At 69.9% G+C, this 4,212-nt stretch carries 4 protein-coding genes and 1 pseudogene; 2 read left to right on the forward strand and 3 right to left on the reverse strand.

Features of this window, described 5'->3' with window-relative positions; translation table 11 throughout:
* The 3 genes from F3J14_RS33705 to F3J14_RS33715 form a co-directional block, all read right to left on the reverse strand.
* On the reverse strand, nucleotides 1-542 hold a 542-nt coding region (locus F3J14_RS33705), incomplete at its 3' end, for a PhaM family polyhydroxyalkanoate granule multifunctional regulatory protein (protein ID WP_166726591.1).
* A 79-nt stretch (nucleotides 543-621) separates the two neighbouring features.
* On the reverse strand, nucleotides 622-1,449 hold the full coding sequence (locus F3J14_RS33710; protein WP_166726592.1) for an enoyl-CoA hydratase/isomerase family protein: 828 nt from the start codon (nucleotides 1,447-1,449) through the stop codon (nucleotides 622-624).
* A 117-nt stretch (nucleotides 1,450-1,566) separates the two neighbouring features.
* Nucleotides 1,567-2,559, reverse strand: a complete 993-nt coding sequence (locus F3J14_RS33715) for a fumarylacetoacetate hydrolase family protein (protein ID WP_166726593.1) — start codon at nucleotides 2,557-2,559, stop codon at nucleotides 1,567-1,569.
* Nucleotides 2,560-2,686: 127 nt separating this feature from the next.
* Between F3J14_RS33715 and F3J14_RS33720 the strand changes: the two genes are divergently transcribed.
* Both F3J14_RS33720 and F3J14_RS33725 read left to right on the forward strand, forming a co-directional pair.
* Complete coding sequence (locus F3J14_RS33720; protein WP_166726594.1) at nucleotides 2,687-3,562, forward strand: IclR family transcriptional regulator; 876 nt, start codon at nucleotides 2,687-2,689, stop codon at nucleotides 3,560-3,562.
* Between the two features lie 239 nt (nucleotides 3,563-3,801).
* Nucleotides 3,802-4,212: pseudogene (locus tag F3J14_RS33725) on the forward strand (DUF3108 domain-containing protein); the annotation flags it as partial.

The following is a 4,212-nucleotide window of genomic DNA, read 5'->3' on the forward strand; positions in this document are numbered from 1 at the left end:
TGGCTCGCGAGCTGGTTGAACTGCGCCTGCAGCAGGTTCCACCAGCCGGCCGGGTCGAACGCCTGCTGCGCGGCGTCGCCTGCCGGCGGCGCCTCGGCAGCGGCTGCCGTGGCATCCGGCGCTTGCTGCGCATCGGCGCGCGGCGCGGACGCCGCTTGCGCGGCCGCGACCGCGGCTTCCTCGGCCGCCGACATCGAGCTCTGCGCGAATGCGCCGAACGCACGCAGCGTCGCGAGCGTCGCGCGCTGTACCTCGAGCGCCTGGATCGCGGACTGCAGCATCCCGAGATTGAGCTTGAGCCATTGCTCGACCGCGCGCAGATCGGTGATCCGCTTGTCGAGCTCCTCGACGCTCGTGAGTGGCGCCATCATGTCGGACATGCTCGACAGCGACGGCGGCAACCCCGACGCGGCGCCCGGAAACGACGCCATCCCGCCGAACGGCGACATCCGCATCATGTCCCACATCCGGTCGAGCATGTCGGCAGGCTTGAAACCGGCAAAGCCGGCGAAAGGATTGGAGCCGGAGGCTTCGTTCGTCATTACGGGCATCCTGGTTGACTGGGTGAGCGAAGCGGCCGGCGCGGGTCGCGCGGCCGCCCTGGTTCGATGATAGCGCGCGTCAGAACGGTGCGTCGCCGGGGAAGTCGGGCGGGCGCCGCTCGCGCAGCGAGCGGATGCCTTCCTGCACGTCGGGCCCCGAGAAGCCCATGAATTCGAGCGCGAGCGACGTATCGAACGTCGGCCCGGCGCTGCGCAGCCAGTTGTTCAGCGCGTACTTGGTCCAGCGGATCGCCGACTGCGACCCGTGCGCGAGCCGCTCCGCGACTTCGTACGCCTTCGGCAGCAGCTCGGCCGGCTCGACCGCGAGCGACACGAGGCCGATCCGCTCGGCCTCCTCGCCGCTCACCGGCTCGCACAGCAGCAGGTAGTACTTCGCCTTCGCCATCCCGCACAACAGCGGCCACACGATCGCCGCATGATCGCCGGCTGCGACGCCGAGCCGCGTATGGCCGTCGATGATGCGCGCATCCTTCGCGGCGATCGAGATGTCGGCGAGCAGCCCGGCGACGAGCCCCGCGCCGACGGCCGGGCCATGCATCGCGGATACGATCGGCTTGCTGCAGTTGATCACGTTGTAGACGAGGTCGCGCGCCTCGCGCCACACGCGGGCGCGCACGTCGAAGTCGTTCGCCATCGCCTCGACGAGCGCGAGATCGCCGCCCGCCGAAAAGCCCTTGCCCTCGCCGCGGATCACCGCGACGCGCGTGTCGGGATCGCGGTCGACGTCGCGCCAGATGTCGGCGAGTTCGCGATGCATGCGTTCGTTCGCAGTCGCGAGGCCGCTGCGATTCGCGCCCTCGCCGCTCATCACGATATCGAGCACGCCATGATCGCGGCGCGTCACCTTCAATGCTTCGTAACCGCCGTATGCGGCAAGATCGGCCATGCGCAGCTCCCGGTGCTTGAGGCGTTTGAACGCCTGAATCGAGTGTAGCCAAGCCCGCGCGGGCAAACATCAGGCGAAACCCGGCGCGCGGGCCGGGAGCCGGGCTTCGCGCGTGCGTCAGGCTGCGCCGTCGGGCGGTGCGACCGCCTGCTCGATCGCGCCGAAGATCGACTTGCCGGCCGCGTCGAACATCTCGATGCGCACGGTGTCGCCATAGCGCATGAATTCGGTCTGCGGCGCGCCGTGCTCGATCGTCTCGAGGCAGCGCTTCTCGGCGATGCAGCAGTAGCCGCGCTTCGCGTCCTTGTTCGACACGGTGCCCGAGCCGACGATCGAGCCGGCACGCAGGTTGCGCGTCTTCGCCGCATGCGCGACCAGCTGGCCGAAGTGGAACACCATGTCGGTGCCCGCGTCGGGCTGGCCGACCTTCTTGCCGTTCCAGTGGACGATCATCGGCCGGTGCACGCGGCCTTCGCGCCATTCGTCGCCGAGCTCGTCGAGCGTCACCGCGACCGGTGCGAACGCGGTGGCCGGCTTGCTCTGGAAGAAGCCGAAGCCCTTCGCGAGCTCGGCCGGAATCAGGTTGCGCAACGACACGTCGTTCACGAGCGTGACGAGCCGCACGGCCTTCAGCGCGTCGTCGGGCGATACGCTCATCGGCACGTCGCCGGTGATCACCGCGACTTCCGCCTCGAAGTCGATGCCCCACTCCTCGGACGCGCACACGATGTCGTCGCGCGCGCCGAGGAAGTCGTCGCTGCCGCCCTGGTACATCAGCGGATCGGTCCAGAACTCCGGCGGCATCTCGGCGCCGCGCGCGCGGCGCACGAGCTCGACGTGATTCACGTACGCGGAACCGTCGGCCCACTGGAACGCGCGCGGCAGCGGCGCCATGCAGTTCGCCGGATCGAACGCGAACGCGTTGCGTGCGCGGCCGTGGTTCAGCGCGTCGTACAGGTCGCGCAGTTGCGGCGCGTAGAACGCCCAGTCGTCGAGGACGCGCTGCAGCGTCGGTGCGATCGCATCGGCGATCGCCGCGGTGTGCAGGTCGCGCGACACGACGATCAGCTGGCCGTCGCGCGTGCCGTCCTTCAGCGATGCAAGTTTCATGGGGTGTCTGCCGTTGTAGTGACGATGGAGGGAATCTATTTTACGATGGTGAATCCGTGCGGCGCGCCACGATTGTGCGTGCCGCTTTCGTCCCGACCCTTGCCGCCTTGTCGCGCCCCCGTTGACCATGCCCGCCAACCCGCTTCCCGACGACGATCTCGCTGATTCCGACACCGACGACACCGGCTCCGGCGAGCATGGCGAAGGCGGCGAGAAGGTCCGCTCCGGCATCCAGTCGATCGAGGTCGGCTTCCGCCTGCTCGAGGTGCTGACGAGCGAGCCGCGCGCGATGATGCTGCGCGACCTCGCGCAGCGCGCGGGCATGAGTCCTGCGAAGGCGCACCGCTACCTGGTGAGCTTCTCGCGGCTCGGCGTCGTGTCGCAGGATCCCGTGTCGGGCCGCTACGAACTCGGCGGCTTCGCGCTGCAGATGGGCCTCGCGCGGCTCGCGCGTGTGGACGGCGTGAAGCTCGCGCGGATCGCGCTGACCGAGTTGCGTGATCGCGTCGACCAGACCGTCGGCATCGCGGTGTGGGGCAATCAGGGCCCGACGATCGTGCACTGGATGGAGTCGAGCCACCCCGCGAAGGCGTCGCTGAAGCTCGGTGACGTGATGCCGCTGCTCGGCTCCGCGACGGGCCTGCTGTTCGCCGCGTACCTGCCGCGCAGCAAGACCGCGGCGATGCTCGAACGCGAGCTCGCCGATACGCGCCGCTCGCCGCATCACGGCGGCCCGCGCACGCTCGAGGAAGTCGACGCGGTGCTCGCCGACGTGCGCGCGCATCAGGCCGCGCGCGTCGAAGGGATGCTGCTGCCGACGATCCACGCGTTCTGCATGCCGGTGTTCGATGCGGTCGGCGAACTGGCGCTCGCGATCGTCGCGCTGGGTCAGGAAGGCATGTTCGACATCGCGTGGGGCGGCGAGATGGACACCGCGCTGCGCACGTGCGCGCAGAAACTGTCTTACGAACTCGGCTATAGTCCGGACGCGCGCGACGCCTGACACGCGAGGCGCGCGACACCCGGGCGAATCCGCGCGATGCAGCGCGAACGCGCGGCGCAGCCGGCGGTCCGATGGTTGTGACGTGCGGTCGTGACGTGCGGTCGTGACGTGCGGTCGTGACGTGCCGCTGTGACGTGCCGCTGTGACGTGCCGTTGTGACGTGCCGTTGTGACGCGCCGTTGTGATGTACGTCATGCACGATCCGCCACGACTGCCCCAACCCTGTCCCGTTTTCGCCGATGCCGCCTGCCGACACCCGTCCTCGTCACGTCCTGCCCCGCCACTGGCTGCGCGCGGGCATCGCGATCGTCGTCGTGCTGGTGCTGCACGCGCTCGCGGCGTTGTGGCTGACGCGCAACCGCGAATCGTTCACGCCGCCTGCGCCCGCCGAGATACCGGTGCAGATCGAATTGCTGAAGCCGCGGCCGATCGAGCGCCAGCCCGCGCCGAAGCCGGCCGAACCTCCAGCCCGACATCCGGCCGAGCCTGCGCCGGCAAAGCCGGCTCCCGCCGCACCGAAGCCCGCGCCATCGCCCGAGCCCGTGCTGACGTCGACGCAGACGGCCGAGCACGGCGAACCGCCGCCGGCCGCCGCCTCCGCCGCGAGCGGCACGGAAGGCGCATCGGGCACGCACGCGGCATCGGCCGGC

It is taken from the genome of Burkholderia sp. Tr-862 (assembly GCF_011753085.1).
Taxonomy (GTDB): Bacteria; Pseudomonadota; Gammaproteobacteria; order Burkholderiales; family Burkholderiaceae; genus Burkholderia; species Burkholderia ambifaria.

Coding starts and splice junctions, on each gene's coding strand:
- F3J14_RS33710 (WP_166726592.1), bottom strand. CDS start 1,449: ATGGCCGATCTTGCCGCATACGGCGGTTACGAAGCATTGAAGGTGACG.
- F3J14_RS33715 (WP_166726593.1), bottom strand. CDS start 2,559: ATGAAACTTGCATCGCTGAAGGACGGCACGCGCGACGGCCAGCTGATC.
- F3J14_RS33720 (WP_166726594.1), top strand. CDS start 2,687: ATGCCCGCCAACCCGCTTCCCGACGACGATCTCGCTGATTCCGACACC.